At 54.4% G+C, this 15,871-nt stretch carries 20 protein-coding genes; 14 read left to right on the forward strand and 6 right to left on the reverse strand.

Going from position 1 to position 15,871, the window contains the following annotated elements:
- Positions 1 to 46 precede the first annotated feature (46 nt).
- Positions 47 to 679 carry a cAMP-activated global transcriptional regulator CRP gene (crp, locus tag ACSEMK_RS12220; protein ID WP_000242758.1) on the reverse strand — a complete coding sequence of 211 codons (633 nt, stop codon included), beginning with the start codon at positions 677 to 679 and terminating at the stop codon, positions 47 to 49.
- Positions 680 to 983: 304 nt separating this feature from the next.
- On the opposite strand from crp, the gene ACSEMK_RS12225 reads away from it, so the two are divergent.
- Positions 984 to 1,388 carry an OsmC family protein gene (locus tag ACSEMK_RS12225; protein ID WP_015703648.1) on the forward strand — a complete coding sequence of 135 codons (405 nt, stop codon included), beginning with the start codon at positions 984 to 986 and terminating at the stop codon, positions 1,386 to 1,388.
- Between the two features lie 62 nt (positions 1,389 to 1,450).
- Here ACSEMK_RS12225 and ACSEMK_RS12230 read toward each other — a convergent pair whose 3' ends face one another.
- From ACSEMK_RS12230 to ACSEMK_RS12245, 4 genes are all read right to left on the reverse strand, one after another.
- Positions 1,451 to 2,320, reverse strand: coding sequence for a phosphoribulokinase (locus tag ACSEMK_RS12230; RefSeq protein ID WP_015369404.1), 870 nt, complete (start codon positions 2,318 to 2,320; stop codon positions 1,451 to 1,453).
- A gap of 72 nt (positions 2,321 to 2,392) precedes the next feature.
- A complete protein-coding gene (locus ACSEMK_RS12235; RefSeq protein ID WP_015369405.1) occupies positions 2,393 to 2,611 on the reverse strand; it encodes a YheU family protein in 219 nt (72 codons plus the stop codon).
- Complete coding sequence (locus tag ACSEMK_RS12240; RefSeq protein ID WP_213317289.1) at positions 2,608 to 3,630, reverse strand: hydrolase; 1,023 nt, start codon at positions 3,628 to 3,630, stop codon at positions 2,608 to 2,610. The genes ACSEMK_RS12235 and ACSEMK_RS12240 overlap by 4 nt, the downstream gene beginning before the upstream one ends.
- A 225-nt stretch (positions 3,631 to 3,855) precedes the next feature.
- On the reverse strand, positions 3,856 to 5,760 hold the full coding sequence (locus ACSEMK_RS12245) for an ABC transporter ATP-binding protein (protein WP_087859084.1): 1,905 nt from the start codon (positions 5,758 to 5,760) through the stop codon (positions 3,856 to 3,858).
- 173 nt (positions 5,761 to 5,933) lie between these two features.
- Here ACSEMK_RS12245 and kefG point away from each other — a divergent pair, with 173 nt between their 5' ends.
- The 4 genes from kefG (at position 5,934) to slyD (ending at position 9,182) form a co-directional block, all read left to right on the forward strand.
- Complete coding sequence (gene kefG / locus ACSEMK_RS12250; RefSeq protein ID WP_430914863.1) at positions 5,934 to 6,497, forward strand: glutathione-regulated potassium-efflux system ancillary protein KefG; 564 nt, start codon at positions 5,934 to 5,936, stop codon at positions 6,495 to 6,497.
- Positions 6,484 to 8,289: a glutathione-regulated potassium-efflux system protein KefB gene (kefB, locus tag ACSEMK_RS12255; protein WP_087859085.1), complete on the forward strand. Its 1,806-nt coding sequence runs from the start codon at positions 6,484 to 6,486 to the stop codon at positions 8,287 to 8,289. The genes kefG and kefB overlap by 14 nt, the downstream gene beginning before the upstream one ends.
- A gap of 13 nt (positions 8,290 to 8,302) precedes the next feature.
- Positions 8,303 to 8,503: a YheV family putative zinc ribbon protein gene (locus ACSEMK_RS12260; protein ID WP_004106389.1), complete on the forward strand. Its 201-nt coding sequence runs from the start codon at positions 8,303 to 8,305 to the stop codon at positions 8,501 to 8,503.
- A gap of 94 nt (positions 8,504 to 8,597) precedes the next feature.
- Entirely contained in the window at positions 8,598 to 9,182 is a 585-nt protein-coding gene (slyD, locus tag ACSEMK_RS12265) for a peptidylprolyl isomerase (protein ID WP_047077126.1), read from the forward strand.
- A gap of 57 nt (positions 9,183 to 9,239) precedes the next feature.
- On the opposite strand, the gene ACSEMK_RS12270 is transcribed toward slyD, so the two are convergent.
- Positions 9,240 to 9,458: a protein SlyX gene (locus ACSEMK_RS12270; RefSeq protein WP_015369411.1), complete on the reverse strand. Its 219-nt coding sequence runs from the start codon at positions 9,456 to 9,458 to the stop codon at positions 9,240 to 9,242.
- A 221-nt stretch (positions 9,459 to 9,679) separates the two neighbouring features.
- Here ACSEMK_RS12270 and fkpA point away from each other — a divergent pair, with 221 nt between their 5' ends.
- The 9 genes from fkpA to ACSEMK_RS12315 all read left to right on the forward strand — a co-directional run.
- On the forward strand, positions 9,680 to 10,498 hold the full coding sequence (fkpA, locus tag ACSEMK_RS12275; RefSeq protein WP_015369412.1) for an FKBP-type peptidyl-prolyl cis-trans isomerase: 819 nt from the start codon (positions 9,680 to 9,682) through the stop codon (positions 10,496 to 10,498).
- A 166-nt stretch (positions 10,499 to 10,664) separates the two neighbouring features.
- Positions 10,665 to 11,387: a helix-turn-helix transcriptional regulator gene (locus ACSEMK_RS12280; RefSeq protein WP_004868391.1), complete on the forward strand. Its 723-nt coding sequence runs from the start codon at positions 10,665 to 10,667 to the stop codon at positions 11,385 to 11,387.
- Positions 11,387 to 11,773 carry a sulfurtransferase complex subunit TusD gene (gene tusD, locus ACSEMK_RS12285; RefSeq protein WP_015369413.1) on the forward strand — a complete coding sequence of 129 codons (387 nt, stop codon included), beginning with the start codon at positions 11,387 to 11,389 and terminating at the stop codon, positions 11,771 to 11,773. Before ACSEMK_RS12280 ends, tusD begins: the two co-directional genes overlap by 1 nt.
- Positions 11,773 to 12,132, forward strand: a complete 360-nt coding sequence (tusC, locus tag ACSEMK_RS12290; protein ID WP_430914862.1) for a sulfurtransferase complex subunit TusC — start codon at positions 11,773 to 11,775, stop codon at positions 12,130 to 12,132. The genes tusD and tusC overlap by 1 nt, the downstream gene beginning before the upstream one ends.
- Before the next feature lie 7 nt (positions 12,133 to 12,139).
- Positions 12,140 to 12,427: a sulfurtransferase complex subunit TusB gene (gene tusB / locus ACSEMK_RS12295; RefSeq protein WP_308958274.1), complete on the forward strand. Its 288-nt coding sequence runs from the start codon at positions 12,140 to 12,142 to the stop codon at positions 12,425 to 12,427.
- Positions 12,428 to 12,551: 124 nt separating this feature from the next.
- The gene (gene rpsL, locus ACSEMK_RS12300) at positions 12,552 to 12,926 is read left to right on the forward strand and encodes a 30S ribosomal protein S12 (RefSeq protein WP_000246815.1); all 375 of its coding nucleotides are present in this window, start codon (positions 12,552 to 12,554) and stop codon (positions 12,924 to 12,926) included.
- Positions 12,927 to 13,021: 95 nt separating this feature from the next.
- On the forward strand, positions 13,022 to 13,492 hold the full coding sequence (rpsG, locus tag ACSEMK_RS12305) for a 30S ribosomal protein S7 (RefSeq protein WP_015369416.1): 471 nt from the start codon (positions 13,022 to 13,024) through the stop codon (positions 13,490 to 13,492).
- A gap of 96 nt (positions 13,493 to 13,588) precedes the next feature.
- On the forward strand, positions 13,589 to 15,703 hold the full coding sequence (gene fusA / locus ACSEMK_RS12310) for an elongation factor G (RefSeq protein ID WP_015369417.1): 2,115 nt from the start codon (positions 13,589 to 13,591) through the stop codon (positions 15,701 to 15,703).
- Between the two features lie 69 nt (positions 15,704 to 15,772).
- Positions 15,773 to 15,871, forward strand: a 99-nt coding sequence (locus tag ACSEMK_RS12315) for a GTP-binding protein (protein ID WP_001363157.1), incomplete at its 3' end; no start/stop codon positions are given.

Here is a 15,871-nt window from a genome sequence, read left to right on the forward strand (position 1 = left end):
GAAACAAAAACGGCGTACTGCGCGGAGCAATACGCCGTTTAGCGACTTAACGGGTACCGTAGACGACGATAGTTTTACCGTGTGCGGAGATCAGGTTTTGATCTTCCAGCATCTTCAGAATACGGCCGACGGTTTCACGAGAGCAACCGACGATCTGGCCAATTTCCTGGCGGGTGATTTTGATCTGCATCCCGTCCGGGTGGGTCATGGCATCAGGCTGTTTCGCCAGATTCAGTAAGGTCTGAGCAATACGGCCCGTCACGTCGAGGAAAGCAAGGTTACCGACTTTCTCGGAAGTGACCTGCAGACGACGCGCCATCTGCGAAGAAAGGCGCATCAGGATGTCCGGGTTCACCTGGATTAACTGACGGAATTTTTTGTAAGAGATCTCGGCCACTTCACATGCGGTTTTCGCACGTACCCAGGCACTACGTTCCTGACCTTCTTCAAACAGGCCTAATTCACCGATGAAATCGCCCTGGTTGAGGTAAGAGAGGATCATCTCTTTACCTTCTTCATCCTTGATGAGTACAGCCACGGAGCCTTTTACGATGTAGTAAAGCGTTTCCGCTTTCTCACCCTGGTGAATCAGCGTGCTCTTTGATGGGTACTTATGAATGTGGCAATGAGACAAGAACCATTCAAGGGTAGGGTCTGTTTGCGGTTTGCCAAGCACCATGCGCGGTTATCCTCTGTTATAAGCTATCTCCGGACGCCGACACTACACGGCATCCGGGCATGCAATCGTATTTTTCCCTATGCCTGGGAAGCTGGCTGCTCAATTTATGCAGCCTGTAATGTGAACTCCTCAGCATACATGCGGTACATCAATGTATTACTGTAGCATCCAGACTGTTTTAGCATAGCTTTCACCGCATGTCTCCTGGTGTCTCGCTTCAGCATGACCCAGGTCGCCTTCCGTTGCGAGATTTGTTATGTGCGCGTAATCTGTCAGGAAAATTGCAACAGCGGAGTTAAATTTTATGCAAGCGCGTGTGAAATGGGTGGAAGGTCTAACCTTCATCGGTGAGTCGGCCTCCGGCCACCAGATTTTAATGGATGGCAACTCCGGGGACAAAGCGCCCAGCCCGATGGAGATGGTGTTAATGGCGGCGGGCGGCTGTAGCGCAATTGACGTGGTGTCTATCCTGCAAAAAGGGCGTCAAAACGTCACTAACTGCGAAGTGAAGCTGACCTCCGAACGCCGTGAAGAGGCGCCGCGCCTGTTCACTCATATCAATCTGCACTTTATCGTCACCGGTAAAGAGCTGAAGGATGCGGCGGTGTCCCGTGCGGTGGATTTATCCGCGGAGAAGTACTGCTCGGTGGCGCTGATGCTGGAAAAGGCGGTCAACATCACCCATTCTTACGAAGTGATCGAAGCCTGAGACGAATTGACGTAGCGGGACATTAACCCCGGCAGCACGGCGACCGGGGTTTTATTTTACCCTTAACTAATGGTTTTGCCTTCCATCAAGCGCTCGACCAGCGGCGCCATAATGAGCTCCATCGCCAGCCCCATCTTACCGCCCGGTACCACCAGGGTGTTCATATGCGAGATAAACGACCCCTGTAGCATCGCCAACAGCCAGGGATAATCAATCCCCTGCAAATTGCGGAAGTGAATCACCACGAAGCTTTCGTCGAGCGATGGAATGCCTTTGGCGGCAAACGGATTCGAGGTATCCACCGTCGGCACGCGCTGGAAGTTGATATGGGTACGTGAGAACTGCGGGGTGATGAAATTGATGTAGTCCTCCATCGAACGCACCACCGAGTCCATCACCGCTTCGCGCGAATGGCCTCGTTCGCTGGTATCGCGAATGAGCTTCTGGATCCATTCGAGGTTGACGATCGGCACCACGCCGACCAGCAGGTCGACATGTTTCGCCACGTCGTGCTGCGGCGTCACCACGCCGCCGTGCAGCCCTTCATAAAACAGCACGTCGGTGGGTTCAGGCAGCGGCTGCCACGGGGTAAAGGTACCGGGAACCTGATTCCAGGGAACCGCTTCATCGTAGGTATGGAGATATTTGCGCGACTGGCCCTTGCCGAATTCGCCGTATTCTAAAAATGTGCGTTCAAGCAGGCTGAAGTCGTTGGCTTCCGGGCCAAAGTAGCTGATGTGTTTGCCCTGATCGCGCGCCTTGCGGATCGCCATGTCCATTTCCGGGCGAGTGTAGCGATGGAAGCTATCCCCTTCGACCTCCGCGGCGTGCAGGTTCAGCTGCGAGAAAATTTTGCGAAACGCGAGGCTGGTGGTGGTGGTGCCCGCGCCGCTGGAGCCCGTGACTGCGATCACTGGATGTTTGGCAGACATAACAACTCCCTGATTAAGTAATGGTGTGTCGCCGTATCGCGCCAGGCTCTCGCGGTTAGAGGGGCATGGCGCTTAGCCGTTAAACATCTTGCGGGGCATGATGTTGACCGTCTCGTGCAGTTCTGACCACACCAGCACGGCCTCCCCGGTTTTAAGCTGCTGTTTTACATCGGCGACTTTATCGGCAAGCGAACGTTCATGTTCACCATAATCGGTGCCTTCGCGCAACACAAAGCTTTCAATCAGATTATCCAGCGTTTCGGGATCGAGATCCTGCCAGGGAATAATCATGCTTGTCCTCCCAGCCAGCGGGTTAACCAATCCGGAATACGTTGCTCCAGCCACATTTGCGGTTTTCGCAGCGTACCGCCGACAAAGCCAACGTGGCCGCCTTGTTCCGTGAGCTGATATTCGACGTTAGCCGGCAGCTGTTCCTGCGGCGGTATTGAATGATGGTCCATAAACGGATCGTCTTTTGCGTGAATGATCAGCGTCGGCTTGGTGATATCGCTTAAGCGCGGCATCGCGCTGCACTGTCGGTAATAGTCTAGCGCATCGGCGAAACCGTGGATTTTGGCGGTGATCATGTCGTCGAATTCGCGGATGCGGCGCATGCTTTTGAGCTGGCGAAGATCGACCGGCAGCGAGCCCGGATAGGCTTTTAGCTTGCGCGCGGCGTTAGCTTTCAGCAGGTTGAGCAGGTAACGCTGATAGACGCGCGAAAATCCTTTATCCATATGGTAGCTGCAGGCTTCCAGCATAAAGGGCGCCGAAACAATGACGGCCGCATCGAGCGGAATATTGTCGCCTTCTTTCGCCAGCAGACAGCCCAGCATGTTGCCGCCAAGCGAATAGCCTACCGCCGCCGTCGGCGCGGCGCCGAACTCGCGCTGCAGCCAGTGCAGGAACCAGGTACCGTCTTCCGTTTCGCCAGAGTGATAAATACGACTGTTGCGATTCGGCTCGCCGCTGCAACCGCGAAAATGCATCACCACCCCGAGCCAGCCGCGCTGCATGGCGGCGTGAATCAAACCGTGGGCGTAAGGGCTGTGCAGGCTGCCTTCCAGACCGTGAAAGACCACCAGTCGCGGTTTGTGGCGCGCGCCGGCGGGGTCTTCGCTCCAGGCCAGATCGACGAAATCGCCATCCGGCAGCTCAAGGCGCTGCCAGTGCGGCGTAAATCGGAGCTTGCGGCGGATGAGCCGCGGCAGCATGGTTTGCAGATGACGATTGCCCACGCCGCGCATCGGATGGAATTCGCGCGAATCGTTATCGGGGGGCGTCACTGCTGTCGGGGTTATTTCAACCATAGTACCAGGATTATTAAGAAACTTTTAGAACACTATACCGCGCTTAAAAGTGGGCGGTTAGCCAATATGTGGTCTTGCGGGTAATCGGTATAGATTACATGAAAATGATTGAAGAGAATGGCTGAGCGATGAATTTCGGAAAGTCTCCCGGAATAAAAGTCTGCCGGTATATCTGAAGCAGGCAGTCCGACGGTGAATTTTCTCTCACCGCCGAACGGTTACTCATTAGCCTTCCTGCAGCATTTGCTCCAGCTGTTCCTGCGCGTCCAGCCACGCCATCTCGCACTCTTCGAGACCTGATTTGGCGCTCGCCTGCTGCTGCAGACAGGCGGTTAATTCCGCTTTGCGCGAGGCGTCATATAACTCGCTGTCGCCCAGCTTCTCTTCCGCCTGCGCCAGCTGCGCGTTGAGTTTATCCATCTCTTTTTCCAGACGGGCGATCTCTTTACGCAGCGGTTGCGTTTGCGTGCGCAGTTCGGCTTCGCGGCGTTTTTGATCCTTACGCGCCTGCGCGCTATTGCCGTTATCCTTCGGCGCTTCAGAGGCCTGGTTTTCCTGCTTCTGCGAATCACTCAGCCACTGCTGATAATCTTCCAGATCGCCATCAAACGGTTCGACTTTGCCGTCGTGTACGAGGTACAGATCGTCAGTGGTGGAACGGATCAGGTGGCGATCGTGCGAGACCACGACCAGCGCCCCTTCGAAGTCGATCAGCGCTTCGGTTAAGGCCTGACGCATATCGAGATCAAGGTGGTTGGTCGGTTCATCGAGCAGCAGCAGGTTAGGGCGCTGCCAGACGATTAACGCCAGCACCAGGCGCGCTTTTTCGCCGCCGGAGAAACGGCGGGTCTCTTCGCTGACTTTATCCCCCTGGAATCCAAAGCCGCCGAGGTAGTCGCGCAGTTTTTGTTCCAGCTCCTGCGGCGCCAGGCGGGCCAGATGCTGTATCGGCGACTCATCGGCGCGCAGGAATTCGAGCTGATGCTGGGCGAAGTAACCGAGCTTAATGCCCTTAGCCAGGCCAATTTCACCGGACAGCGGTTGTAGTTCACCGGCCAGCAGCTTAATCAGCGTTGATTTACCGGCGCCGTTGCGCCCCAGCAGACCGATACGCGAACCGGGCACCAGGTTCAGCTTGATGGAGTCGAGAATAATCCGTTCGCCGTAGCCGGCGCTGACTTTTTCCATCTTGAGTAACGGGTTCGGCAGGCTTTCCGGCGCGCGGAAGCTGAAGTGGAACGGGTTATCGACGTGCGCCGGGGCGATAAGCTCCATGCGCTCAAGCATTTTGATACGGCTCTGCGCCTGTTTCGCTTTGGTGGCCTTGGCGCGGAAGCGGTCGATATAGCTCTGCAAGTGGGCAACGCGCTGCTGCTGGCTTTCATACATGGCCTGCTGCTGCGACAGACGGGTCGCGCGCTGGATTTCAAACGAGCTGTAGTTACCGGTGTATTCGAACATCGTTTGCTGTTCGATATGAATAATTTTATCGACGATCGGATCGAGGAAATCACGATCGTGGGAAATCAGGATCAGCGTACCGGTATAGCCTTTCAGCCATTTTTCCAGCCAGATCACCGCATCAAGATCGAGGTGGTTGGTCGGTTCGTCGAGCAACAGCAGGTCGGAACGGCAGATCAGCGCCTGCGCGAGGTTTAAGCGCATACGCCAGCCGCCGGAGAAATCACTGACCGGCCGCTCAAGCTGCTCGTTACTGAAACCAAGGCCGTGTAGCAGGCTGGCGGCGCGGGAACGAATCGTCCAGGCGTCAATGGCATCCAGCTTACCGTGAACGGTAGCGATGGCGTGGCCGTCGTCGCGCTCATTGGCCTGCTGTAAATCGGCTTCCAGCTTGCGGAACTCGCGATCGCCATCAATAACATAATCAATAGCCGGTTGCGGCAGGGCCGGCGTTTCCTGATTAACCCACGCCAACTGCCAGTTGCTCGGGAAGGTCATGGAGCCGCCGTCGGCGCTTATCTCGTTTTTCAAAAGCGAAAGCAACGTAGATTTACCGCAGCCGTTTTTACCCACCAGACCGACCTTCTGGCCAGGATTGATGGTGGCGGTGGCGTTGTCCAGCAGGACGCGTACGCCGCGACGAATTTGTAACGAGGAGAAAACAATCATAAGGCGCCGTATGTTCAGACTATGTTAATTTGTCTTTATGATAATGTAGTGTGGAAGCGAAACGCTCCATAGGGCCGCAATGGTAGCCCAAAATGAAGACGATAGACAAAGTCATTCTGGTTGCGTCGAGACGCAGCCGCTTCGCAAGCCGCCAGATGACGTTCGGGAGGGGAATGATGTCTCAGACAGCGAAAGTGTTGCTGCTGTATGCCCACCCAGAATCTCAGGATTCCGTGGCCAACCGGGTTTTGCTTGAACCGGCCTTACAGTTGCCGAATGTCACCGTGCACGATCTTTATGCGCACTATCCAGATTTTTTTATTGATATCGCCCATGAGCAGGATCTCCTGCGTCAGCATGAGGTGATTGTTTTCCAGCATCCGCTGTATACGTGGAGCTGCCCGGCATTGTTGAAAGAGTGGCTGGACCGGGTGCTGAGCCGCGGCTTCGCCAGCGGCGCGGGAGGGAATCAACTGGCGGGAAAGTACTGGCGCAGCGTGATCACCACCGGCGAGCCGGAGAGCGCTTACCGCCGCGATGCTAACCGCTATCCGATGAACGATATTCTGCGCCCTTTTGAGTTAACGGCCGGCATGTGCCGCATGCACTGGCTGAGTCCGATTATTGTCTACTGGGCGCGCCGACAGCGGCCGGAAGATTTGCAAAGCCACGCCCGCGCGTATCGCGACTGGCTCGCGAATCCTGTTGCAACAGGAGGCGTCAATGGCGGGAGCTGATTTGCTATTAGCAGGGGTACTGTTTTTGTTTGCCGCCGTGGTGGCGGTACCGCTGGCGGCCCGGCTGGGCATTGGCGCCGTACTCGGTTACCTGCTGGCCGGGATTGCGATTGGCCCGTGGGGGCTTGGCTTTATTAGCGATGTGGATGAAATTCTCCATTTTTCCGAGCTGGGCGTTGTATTCCTGATGTTCATCATCGGCCTTGAGCTCAATCCGGCCAAACTGTGGCAACTGCGCAACTCGATTTTCGGCGTCGGCGCGGCGCAGGTGCTGTTTAGCGCGGCGATCCTCGGCGGATTGCTGGTGGTCACCGGGTTTTCGTGGCAGGCGGCCGTGGTGGGCGGTATTGGGCTGGCAATGTCCTCTACCGCGATGGCGCTGCAGCTGATGCGCGAGAAAGGAATGAGCCGTAACGAATCCGGCCAGCTTGGATTTTCAGTACTGTTATTTCAGGATCTAGCGGTGATCCCGGCGCTGGCGCTGGTCCCGCTGCTCGCCGGACACGGCGACGATAACTTTAACTGGATGTCGGTAGGGATGAAGGTGCTGGCTTTCGCCGGCATGCTGATTGGCGGCCGTTTTCTGCTGCGTCCGGTTTTCCGTTTTATCGCCGGTTCCGGTGTGCGTGAGGTATTTACCGCCGCCACGCTGCTGCTGGTGCTGGGTTCCGCGCTGTTTATGGACGCCCTGGGGCTGTCAATGGCACTGGGGACGTTTATCGCGGGCGTGCTGCTGGCGGAAAGCGAATATCGCCACGAGCTGGAAATTGCTATTGAGCCGTTTAAAGGCTTGCTGCTGGGGCTATTTTTTATCTCCGTCGGCATGGCGCTGAATCTTGGCGTGCTGTACACCCATTTGCTGTGGGTCGCGCTAAGCGTTGCCGCGCTGGTGGCGGTTAAAGCGTTGGTGCTTTATGTATTGGCCCGGGTATACGGTTTGCGCAGCGCCGAGCGCACGCAGTTCGCCGGAGTATTGAGCCAGGGCGGCGAGTTCGCCTTTGTTCTCTTTTCCATGCCGGCTTCGCAGAAGCTGTTCCATAACGATCAAATGGCGCTGCTGCTGGTTACCGTAACCTTATCGATGATGACCACGCCGCTCCTGATGAAGGTCATTGATAAAGTGCTGTCGCGACGGCTTAACCCGGCGGAGGATACCGATGAGGCGCCGTGGGTCGAGGATGATAAGCCACAGGTGATTATCGTCGGCTTCGGACGTTTTGGTCAGGTGATCGGGCGTCTGCTGATGGCTAATAAAATGCGTATTACCGTGCTTGAACGCGATATCAGCGCAGTCAACCTGATGCGCAAATATGGCTACAAAGTCTATTTCGGCGACGCGACGCAGCTTGAGCTACTGCGTTCGGCGGGGGCGGAAGAGGCGCAGTCGATTGTGATTACCTGCAACGAGCCGGAAGATACCATGAAGCTGGTGGAGATGTGCCAACAGCATTTTCCCCACCTGCATATTCTGGCCCGAGCGCGGGGGCGCGTAGAAGCGCATGAGTTATTACAGGCTGGCGTGACGCAGTTCTCGCGAGAAACCTTCTCCAGCGCCCTGGAATTGGGGCGCAAGGCGCTGGTGACTCTGGGAATGCATCCGCATCAGGCGCAGCGCGCGCAGTTGCACTTTCGACGCCTCGATATGCGAATGCTGCGCGAGTTAATGCCGGTGCATACTGATACTGTACAGATATCTCGCGTGCGGGAAGCCCGGCGCGAGCTGGAAGAGATTTTTGAGCGTGAAATGCAGAAAGAAAGCCGGCAGTTGGACGGCTGGGACGAGTTTGAATAGAAGGTAGAGCAAAATGGCGGTACGTAAACGTTTTATTGCCGGCGCAAAATGTCCGGCGTGCCAGGCGCAGGATTCACTGGCGATGTGGCGCGAGAATAATGTCGATATTGTTGAGTGCGTTAAGTGCGGACATCAGATGCGCGAGGCCGATAAAGAGGTCCGCGAACACGTTCGCAAAGAAGAGCAAGTGATCGGCATTTTTCATCCGGACTAGCGTTATCTGTCGCCTTTTTTTAAGCTAGAGGGTACACGGCTGCAGAATTCCGCTACAATCTGCGCCACTATTCTTCCCATGCTCAGGAGATATCATGAAAGTAGCAAAAGACCTGGTGGTCAGCCTGGCCTATCAGGTACGTACAGAAGACGGTGTGTTGGTTGATGAGTCTCCGGTGAGTGCGCCGCTGGACTACCTGCATGGTCACGGTTCCCTGATTTCCGGCCTGGAAAACGCATTAAACGGCCACGAAGTGGGCGATAAATTTGATGTCGAAGTCGGCGCGAATGACGCGTACGGCCAGTATGACGAAAACCTGGTTCAGCGCGTTCCTAAAGACGTCTTCATGGGCGTTGACGAACTGCAGGTTGGCATGCGCTTCCTGGCTGAAACCGACCAGGGTCCGGTACCGGTAGAAATCACTGAAGTCGGCGACGATTTCGTGGTGGTTGACGGCAACCACATGCTGGCTGGCCAGAATCTGAAGTTCAACGTAGAAGTTGTCGCCCTGCGCGAAGCCACTGCAGAAGAGCTGGAACACGGTCACGTACACGGCGCTCATGGTCACGATCATGACCACGGTCATGACGGCTGCTGCGGCGGCCACGGCCACGATCATGGTCACGACCATGAACATGGCAAAGGTGGTTGCGGTAACGGCGGTTGCGGTTGCCACTAATGGCGTCGCGTTCGCGCGAATAGCCAAAAAAGCGGGGAAACCCGCTTTTTTTACGTCTCAATAATGCGGAGGCGGCGTCTCTTCAGACTGTGACGCGATGTGCGACGGCTGTGTCGCTTTCAGTTTTTCGATCATCAAGCGCATATGTTCGCGCATTTTGGCCATTTCTATTTCATGCGCCGTGACGGTTTTGTTGAGGTCCTCGATGGTGATCTCCTGAAACGCCAGTCGGCTTTCCAGTTCCGCCAGACGCGTCTCCATTGTGCTATCGTTCATAGGTCGCCTCTTCTGTCTTGTTTGCGGGCGGATTCTACTCAAGTTTCCGCGTTAACGCAGCATCGTAACGTCAGAGAGGAAACTAATTCATACAAAAATAGTCTGAAATGAGGCGATATTCAGGTAGGTCCGTATGTAGATTTGTTCTGCAACGTTCTATAGTACGTTTTTTGCTTTTTATGATAACCCTGGGGTGAGATGCCCCGGCCCTGGAGAAATGGATGAAATCACTGTTTAAAGTAACGCTGCTGGCGACCACGATGGCCGTTGCCCTGAATGCACCGCTGACCTTTGCTGCCGATACCGCAGCGAAAGCTGCACCGGCGGCGGACAGCAAATCGGCATTTAAAAATGACGATCAAAAATCCGCTTATGCGCTGGGTGCATCCCTCGGCCGTTACATGGAAAACTCCCTGAAAGAACAAGAGAAGCTGGGTATCAAACTGGATAAAGACCAGCTGATCGCCGGCGTGCAGGATGCGTTTGCCGATAAGAGCAAACTGTCCGACAAAGAAATTGAAACCACTCTGCAGTCCTTTGAGACCCGCGTGAAAACCGCCGCTCAGCAGAAGATGGAAAAAGATGCGACCGAGAACGATGCTAAAGGCAAAGCGTTCCGTGACGCCTTCGCTAAAGAGAAGGGCGTGAAAACCTCTAAATCCGGCCTGATGTATAAAGTCGAGAAAGCCGGTACCGGCGATGCGCCGAAAGACAGCGATACCGTCGTGGTGAACTACAAAGGTACGCTGATCGACGGTAAAGAGTTCGATAACTCTTACACCCGCGGCGAGCCGCTCTCTTTCCGTCTTGATGGCGTTATCCCAGGCTGGACCGAAGGCCTGAAAAACATCAAAAAAGGCGGCAAAATCAAGCTGGTCATCCCACCGGATCTGGCTTACGGCAAAACTGGCGTTCCGGGTATCCCGGCTAACTCTACGCTGGTATTCGATGTAGAACTGCTGGACATCAAACCGGCTCCGAAGGCTGATGCTAAGCCAGAAGCCGCTGCCGAAGCACCGGCTGCAGACGCTAAGAAGTAATCTGCCATAAGCCGCCGCCTTCAGGGGCGGCGGCTTTTTTATTGGCAGCAGATATAATTAAAACTGGAAAATTCCTCAGGCGCTGTATTACTTTAGATAGCTTAATAATGATGATGAGCCTGCCCTGACGATAACGACAGGCTCCTGAAAAGGAGTGCTTTTTTACATGTCCAGGTCGCTTTTAACCAACGAAACCAGCGAGCTTGACCTGCTGGATCAACGTCCTTTCGACCAGACCGACTTCGATATCCTAAAATCCTATGAAGCGGTGGTGGACGGGTTAGCGATGCTCATTGGTTCCCATTGTGAAATCGTGCTGCACTCACTGCAGGATTTAAAATGCTCCGCTATTCGTATTGCTAACGGTGAACACACCGGCCGCCAAATTGGCTCGCCGATTACCGATCTGGCGTTACGTATGCTGCACGATATGACGGGAGCAGATAGCAGCGTATCGAAGTGCTATTTTACCCGCGCGAAAAGCGGCGTGCTGATGAAATCGGTGACTATCGCTATTCGCAACCGGGAACATCGGGTGATTGGTCTGCTGTGTATCAACATGAACCTCGATGTCCCGTTCTCGCAGATTATGAGCACCTTTATTCCACCGGAAACGCCGGAAGTGAACTCTCAGGTTAACTTTGCCTCGTCGGTGGATGATCTGGTGGCGCAAACGCTGGAGTTCACCATTGAAGAGGTGAATGCCGATCGCAACGTATCGAATAACGCGAAAAACCGCCAAATCGTGCTGAATCTATACGAGAAAGGCATCTTCGATATCAAAGATGCGATTAACCAGGTAGCCGATCGCCTGAATATCTCTAAACACACGGTGTACCTCTACATCCGCCAGTTTAAAAGCGGTGATTTCCAGGGGCTCGATAAGTAATGCGTTTTGCCATCACGGTAACCGGGCCTGCCTACGGTACTCAGCAGGCCAGTAGCGCGTGGCAGTTTGCGCAGGCGGTTATTAACGCAGGGCATGAACTGGCCTGCGTATTTTTCTATCGTGAAGGGGTCTACAACGCTAATCAGCTGACGGCCCCCGCCAGCGATGAGGTAGACCTGGTGCGTCACTGGCAGCGCCTGCATGATGAACATGCCGTTGCGCTGCACATTTGCGTGGCAGCCGCGCTACGTCGCGGCGTGACCGATGAACGCGAAGCGCAGCAGCTTGGTTTGCCGGCGCATAATCTGCAGCCGGGATTCACCTTAAGCGGGCTAGGCGCGCTGGCTGAAGCGTCGTTAACCTGCGATAGAATGGTGCAGTTCTGATGAAACGCGTGGCTTTCGTATTTTCTTCCGCGCCGCACGGCAGCGCAGCCGGTAGGGAAGGGCTGGACGCCTTACTGGCGACCTCGGCCCTCACCGACGACCTCGGCGTCTTCTTTGTCGGCGACGGCGTGTTTCAGATTATCCCTGGCCAGCAGCCGGGAAAAATCCTCGCCCGTGATTATATCGCCACCTTCAGGCTGTTATCGCTGTATGACATCGAACAGTGCTGGTTATGCGCGTCGTCTGCCCGCGAACGCGGCCTGGCCGCCGATACGCCGTGGGTGGTGGATGTAGAAAGCCTCGAGCCAGAGGCGCTGCGCGCCCGGCTTGATGAGTTCAACGTGATTCTACGATTCTGAGGCCCAGATGCTCCACACTCTAAGCGTCTCTCCATGGCATGTCGATATCGACGCGATGCTGCGTCTGGTGAAGTCAGGCGACGATCTGCTCCTGCTCTCCGATGGCGTGATCGCGGCGATTGACGGCGGCCGTTTCCTTGAAATCCTGCAATCCGCCCCCATAACCCTACATGCTCTGCAAGACGATATCGAAGCCCGCGGGCTGGCTGGTCAAATTGCGGACAGTGTCGTCAGGGTTGACTATACTGATTTCGTCAGTCTTACGGTCAAACATGAAGGTCAGTTGGCCTGGTAATGGCGGGATCGTTGTATATTTCTTGACACCTTTTCGGCACCGCCCTAAAATTCTGCGTCCTCATATTATATGAGGCGATTTATTACGTGTTTACGAAGCAAAAGCTAAAACCAGGAGCTATTTAATGGCAACAGTTAACCAGCTGGTACGCAAACCACGCGCGCGCAAAGTTGCAAAGAGCAACGTGCCGGCGCTGGAAGCCTGCCCGCAGAAACGTGGCGTATGTACTCGCGTATATACCACCACTCCTAAGAAACCGAACTCCGCACTGCGTAAAGTTTGCCGTGTGCGTCTGACTAACGGTTTCGAAGTCACCTCCTACATCGGTGGTGAAGGTCACAACCTGCAGGAGCACTCCGTGATCCTGATCCGTGGCGGTCGTGTTAAAGACCTTCCGGGTGTTCGTTACCACACCGTTCGTGGTGCGCTTGACTGCTCCGGCGTTAAAGACCGTAAGCAGGCTCGCTCCAAGTACGGCGTGAAGCGTCCTAAGGCTTAATGGTTCTCCGTTAAGTAAGGCCAAACGTTTTATATTAATGTCAAACTAAACTCTTTGAGTTTTGGACAATCCTGAATTAACAACGGAGTATTTCCATGCCACGTCGTCGCGTCATTGGTCAGCGTAAAATTCTGCCGGATCCGAAGTTCGGATCAGAACTGCTGGCTAAATTTGTAAATATCCTGATGGTAGATGGTAAAAAATCTACTGCAGAAACTATCGTATACAGCGCGCTGGAGACCCTGGCTCAGCGCTCTGGTAAAACTGAACTGGAAGCCTTCGAAGTTGCGCTCGAAAACGTGCGCCCGACTGTCGAAGTTAAGTCCCGCCGCGTAGGTGGTTCTACTTATCAGGTTCCAGTTGAAGTACGTCCGGTTCGTCGTAATGCCCTGGCAATGCGTTGGATCGTTGAAGCTGCTCGTAAACGCGGTGATAAATCCATGGCTCTGCGCCTGGCGAACGAACTCACTGACGCTGCAGACAACAAAGGTACTGCAGTTAAGAAACGTGAAGACGTTCACCGTATGGCCGAAGCCAACAAGGCGTTCGCACACTACCGTTGGTAATCCCTTCGGAGTCATAGTCACCAGGCGGGCGTTTCAGATGAGTCGCCCGCTCTGGATAACTTAACTGAACGCCTAAAGAAATAAACGAGGAATCAAATGGCTCGTACAACACCCATCGCACGCTACCGTAACATCGGTATCAGTGCGCACATCGACGCCGGTAAAACCACTACTACCGAACGTATTCTGTTCTACACCGGTGTAAACCATAAAATCGGTGAAGTTCATGACGGCGCCGCTACCATGGACTGGATGGAGCAGGAGCAGGAACGTGGTATCACCATCACTTCCGCTGCGACTACTGCATTCTGGTCTGGTATGGCTAAACAGTATGAACCGCACCGTGTAAACATCATCGACACCCCGGGGCACGTTGACTTCACTATCGAAGTAGAACGTTCCATGCGTGTTCTTGATGGTGCGGTAATGGTTTACTGCGCAGTTGGTGGTGTTCAGCCGCAGTCTGAAACCGTATGGCGTCAGGCAAATAAATATAAAGTTCCACGCATTGCGTTCGTTAACAAAATGGACCGCATGGGTGCGAACTTCCTGAAAGTTGTTGGTCAGATCAAAACCCGTCTGGGCGCGAACCCGGTTCCGCTGCAGCTGGCAATTGGTGCTGAAGAAGGTTTCACCGGTGTTGTTGACCTGGTGAAAATGAAAGCCATCAACTGGAACGAAGCTGATGCAGGCGTTACCTTCGAATACGAAGATATCCCGGCTGACATGCAGGAACTGGCTGACGAATGGCACCAGAACCTGATCGAGTCCGCTGCGGAAGCTTCCGAAGAGCTGATGGAAAAATACCTGGGTGGCGAAGAACTGACTGAAGAAGAGATCAAAAAAGCTCTGCGTCAGCGCGTTCTGAACAACGAAATCATCCTGGTAACCTGTGGTTCTGCGTTCAAGAACAAAGGTGTTCAGGCGATGCTGGATGCGGTAATTGATTACCTGCCATCCCCGATCGATGTTCCGGCAATCAACGGCATCCTGGACGACGGTAAAGATACCCCGGCTGAGCGTCACGCAAGCGACGAAGAGCCGTTCTCTGCACTGGCGTTCAAAATCGCTACCGACCCGTTCGTTGGTAACCTGACCTTCTTCCGTGTGTACTCCGGTGTGGTTAACTCTGGTGATACCGTACTGAACTCCGTGAAAGCTGCACGTGAGCGTTTCGGTCGTATCGTTCAGATGCACGCTAACAAACGTGAAGAGATCAAAGAAGTTCGCGCGGGCGATATCGCTGCCGCTATCGGTCTGAAAGACGTAACCACTGGTGACACCCTGTGTGACCCGGATGCGCCGATCATTCTGGAGCGTATGGAATTCCCTGAGCCGGTAATCTCCATCGCCGTTGAGCCGAAAACCAAAGCTGACCAGGAAAAAATGGGTCTGGCTCTGGGTCGTCTGGCTAAAGAAGACCCGTCATTCCGCGTATGGACTGACGAAGAGTCTAACCAGACCATCATCGCCGGTATGGGTGAACTGCACCTCGACATCATCGTTGACCGTATGAAGCGTGAATTCAACGTTGAAGCGAACGTCGGTAAACCTCAGGTTGCTTACCGCGAAGCGATTCGCCAGAAAGTTACCGATGTTGAAGGTAAACACGCCAAGCAGTCTGGTGGTCGTGGTCAGTACGGTCACGTTGTGATCGACATGTACCCGCTGGAGCCGGGCTCTAACCCGAAAGGTTACGAGTTCATCAACGACATTAAAGGTGGTGTAATCCCTGGCGAATACATCCCGGCCGTTGATAAAGGCATCCAGGAACAGCTGAAAGCTGGTCCGCTGGCTGGCTACCCGGTAGTTGATATGGGTATCCGTCTGCACTTCGGTTCTTACCACGACGTTGACTCCTCTGAGCTGGCGTTTAAACTGGCCGCTTCTATCGCCTTTAAAGAAGGCTTTAAGAAAGCGAAACCAGTTCTGCTTGAGCCGATCATGAAGGTTGAAGTAGAAACTCCGGAAGAGAACACCGGTGACGTAATCGGTGACTTGAGCCGTCGTCGCGGCATGCTGCGCGGTCAAGAATCTGAAGTAACTGGCGTTAAGATCCACGCTGAAGTTCCGCTGTCTGAAATGTTCGGATATGCAACTCAGCTGCGTTCTCTGACCAAAGGTCGTGCATCATACACCATGGAATTCCTGAAGTATGATGATGCGCCGAACAACGTTGCTCAGGCCGTTATTGAAGCCCGTGGTAAATAATCCACAGGATTAAAACCTAAGTCCCGTGCTCTCTCCTCAGGGGAGAGCACTATAGTAAGGAATATAGCCGTGTCTAAAGAAAAATTTGAACGTACAAAACCGCACGTCAACGTTGGTACTATCGGCCACGTCGACCATGGTAAAACTACTCTGACCGCTGCAATCACC

Source organism: Klebsiella sp. K-3, assembly GCF_051207495.1.
Classification (GTDB): Bacteria; Pseudomonadota; Gammaproteobacteria; order Enterobacterales; family Enterobacteriaceae; genus Klebsiella; species Klebsiella aerogenes.

What these genes read in the sequence shown, in the direction of transcription:
- crp (WP_000242758.1), bottom strand. Translation starts at nt 679, where the DNA reads ATGGTGCTTGGCAAACCGCAAACAGACCCTACCCTTGAATGGTTCTTG.
- ACSEMK_RS12225 (WP_015703648.1), top strand. Translation starts at nt 984, where the DNA reads ATGCAAGCGCGTGTGAAATGGGTGGAAGGTCTAACCTTCATCGGTGAG.
- ACSEMK_RS12230 (WP_015369404.1), bottom strand. Translation starts at nt 2,320, where the DNA reads ATGTCTGCCAAACATCCAGTGATCGCAGTCACGGGCTCCAGCGGCGCG.
- ACSEMK_RS12235 (WP_015369405.1), bottom strand. Translation starts at nt 2,611, where the DNA reads ATGATTATTCCCTGGCAGGATCTCGATCCCGAAACGCTGGATAATCTG.
- ACSEMK_RS12240 (WP_213317289.1), bottom strand. Translation starts at nt 3,630, where the DNA reads ATGGTTGAAATAACCCCGACAGCAGTGACGCCCCCCGATAACGATTCG.
- ACSEMK_RS12245 (WP_087859084.1), bottom strand. Translation starts at nt 5,760, where the DNA reads ATGATTGTTTTCTCCTCGTTACAAATTCGTCGCGGCGTACGCGTCCTG.
- kefG (WP_430914863.1), top strand. Translation starts at nt 5,934, where the DNA reads ATGATGTCTCAGACAGCGAAAGTGTTGCTGCTGTATGCCCACCCAGAA.
- kefB (WP_087859085.1), top strand. Translation starts at nt 6,484, where the DNA reads ATGGCGGGAGCTGATTTGCTATTAGCAGGGGTACTGTTTTTGTTTGCC.
- ACSEMK_RS12260 (WP_004106389.1), top strand. Translation starts at nt 8,303, where the DNA reads ATGGCGGTACGTAAACGTTTTATTGCCGGCGCAAAATGTCCGGCGTGC.
- slyD (WP_047077126.1), top strand. Translation starts at nt 8,598, where the DNA reads ATGAAAGTAGCAAAAGACCTGGTGGTCAGCCTGGCCTATCAGGTACGT.
- ACSEMK_RS12270 (WP_015369411.1), bottom strand. Translation starts at nt 9,458, where the DNA reads ATGAACGATAGCACAATGGAGACGCGTCTGGCGGAACTGGAAAGCCGA.
- fkpA (WP_015369412.1), top strand. Translation starts at nt 9,680, where the DNA reads ATGAAATCACTGTTTAAAGTAACGCTGCTGGCGACCACGATGGCCGTT.
- ACSEMK_RS12280 (WP_004868391.1), top strand. Translation starts at nt 10,665, where the DNA reads ATGTCCAGGTCGCTTTTAACCAACGAAACCAGCGAGCTTGACCTGCTG.
- tusD (WP_015369413.1), top strand. Translation starts at nt 11,387, where the DNA reads ATGCGTTTTGCCATCACGGTAACCGGGCCTGCCTACGGTACTCAGCAG.
- tusC (WP_430914862.1), top strand. Translation starts at nt 11,773, where the DNA reads ATGAAACGCGTGGCTTTCGTATTTTCTTCCGCGCCGCACGGCAGCGCA.
- tusB (WP_308958274.1), top strand. Translation starts at nt 12,140, where the DNA reads ATGCTCCACACTCTAAGCGTCTCTCCATGGCATGTCGATATCGACGCG.
- rpsL (WP_000246815.1), top strand. Translation starts at nt 12,552, where the DNA reads ATGGCAACAGTTAACCAGCTGGTACGCAAACCACGCGCGCGCAAAGTT.
- rpsG (WP_015369416.1), top strand. Translation starts at nt 13,022, where the DNA reads ATGCCACGTCGTCGCGTCATTGGTCAGCGTAAAATTCTGCCGGATCCG.
- fusA (WP_015369417.1), top strand. Translation starts at nt 13,589, where the DNA reads ATGGCTCGTACAACACCCATCGCACGCTACCGTAACATCGGTATCAGT.